Source organism: Aerococcus sp. L_32, from assembly GCF_050689315.1.
This window is the reverse complement of sequence record NZ_JBOEQF010000412.1, coordinates 1-1,676: the sequence shown is the minus strand read 5'-3', so window position 1 is coordinate 1,676 and position 1,676 is coordinate 1. Positions and strand designations below refer to the sequence as shown.

Here is a 1,676-nt window from a genome sequence, read left to right as displayed (position 1 = left end):
TTAAATAGTTTTAAATTAGTAGAGGTAGTGGACTTAATTGTCTGCTACCTCTTTTTCTGCAAATATCGCTCGCTCTGTATGGATTAATGGTAATATAAGATCATATTATATAAAAAAATTTAGAGGAGGCGCTTATGTTTACGCGATTCAAGCAGTCCAAGTTATTTTTTTGGACAGTGGAAATAGTCTTAACGATTATTGGCATTTATTTTATTTCACAAATGGCCAACATTTTCAAACCGCTGATTGGGATGGCTTCGGCAATACTTCTGCCATTGATAGTTGCAGGTTTTTTGTATTATATGTTTGATCCAATAGTTGTTTTTTTAGAGGAAAGAGGTGGGGTGCCAAGGGTGATTGGATTTCTCCTATCATTTATTGTGGTGGTCTTTGCTGGTGCTCTAATATTGCTGAATGTAGTTCCTAAAATGATTGAACAAACCACTGAGCTAACACAAAATTTACCAATCTATGCTGAGGAAACAGGTCGTTGGTTAAATGAACTTTCAAATAAGGAAGAGTTTAAAAACCTGAATTTAGTTGAACAGTTGAACTCAGCAAACCTATCGATTAATAATTTAATCAGAGTTGGAGTCATCAATGCAACCACTGGGTTGTCACTAATCGTGGGATTTGCAATGAATTTTCTTGTTCTGTTGTTCACAGTGCCATTTATTTTGGTTTTCATGTTTAAAGATGGACACGGTTTTTTAGATGCTGTTTCAAAATTCTTCCCGTTAACGATCCGTAAGGAGCTACGGCAAACGGTACGTGAATTAAACGAGACGTTGTCTGCTTACATCAGCAGTACGGTTTTAGATGCGTTTATTATTGGAATTTTAAGTTTTTTAGCGATGATGGTCTTTAAACAACCCTATGGACTACTGTTGGCTATTTTTTGTGGGGTTACGAATATTATTCCGTATGTTGGACCATTTATCGGTGCAGTGCCGGCGGTGATAGTAGGACTTTTTATTTCACCATTACAAGCATTGTACATGGCGCTATCGATCTTAGTTATCCAACAGTTGGACGGTAATTTGATCAAGCCACTATTATTTGGTAAGTCCATGAATATCCATCCTCTGACCATTATTTTACTATTGATTGGAGCTGGAAGTATTGCAGGCATCTTGGGCATGCTAATCTGTATACCGGTATATGCCGTCATAAAGACGTTAATCATCAATATTCATAAGATTTATCAAATCCAGAAAAAGAGGAATTTGCAAGAATACCCTAGAGAATGGAAATAAAAATAAGGAAAAATCTTTAAAATAAGTTATATTATATAGGTACTTTGCTCCCAACTTAGCACAGTAAAGCCCTTACTTCCTATTCGGAGGTAGGGGCTTTTTTTGTGTTTCCTGTTATAATATATTCGGTGATAATATGAAATTAATATATAAGTCATTGGTAGATATCAATTTTAGTATTCCTAATTTTCTAAACAAAAAAGGATATAGCCAGAATTTTGACTATATTCGTTATGGGTATGCTGGTGATTTGCCAGTTGATGTTTATGTGTTGTTTACCAATGATAATAATTTTATACTCTATATAGAAGAAAACACTTTACATATCTATCAAAGCACTGGTAAACATTTAGCTAGCGATGTGCTGGAGCATTTTGATTAGGGAGCATAACATGGAGCAGAAAGGGAGCAAATTTACTA

The 1,676-nt window shown here is 35.0% G+C and carries 2 protein-coding genes; both read left to right on the top strand.

The genetic code is table 11. The features are described 5' to 3' along the window. The first annotated feature begins 134 nt into the window (after positions 1-134). Entirely contained in the window at positions 135-1,256 is a 1,122-nt protein-coding gene (locus ACRCJ0_RS13500) for an AI-2E family transporter (protein WP_431390753.1), read from the top strand. Positions 1,257-1,392: 136 nt separating this feature from the next. After that, complete coding sequence (locus ACRCJ0_RS13495; protein ID WP_431390752.1) at positions 1,393-1,638, top strand: hypothetical protein; 246 nt, start codon at positions 1,393-1,395, stop codon at positions 1,636-1,638. The last annotated feature ends 38 nt before the right edge of the window (positions 1,639-1,676 follow it).

Coding starts and splice junctions, on each gene's coding strand:
- ACRCJ0_RS13495 (WP_431390752.1), top strand. CDS start 1,393: ATGAAATTAATATATAAGTCATTGGTAGATATCAATTTTAGTATTCCT.
- ACRCJ0_RS13500 (WP_431390753.1), top strand. CDS start 135: ATGTTTACGCGATTCAAGCAGTCCAAGTTATTTTTTTGGACAGTGGAA.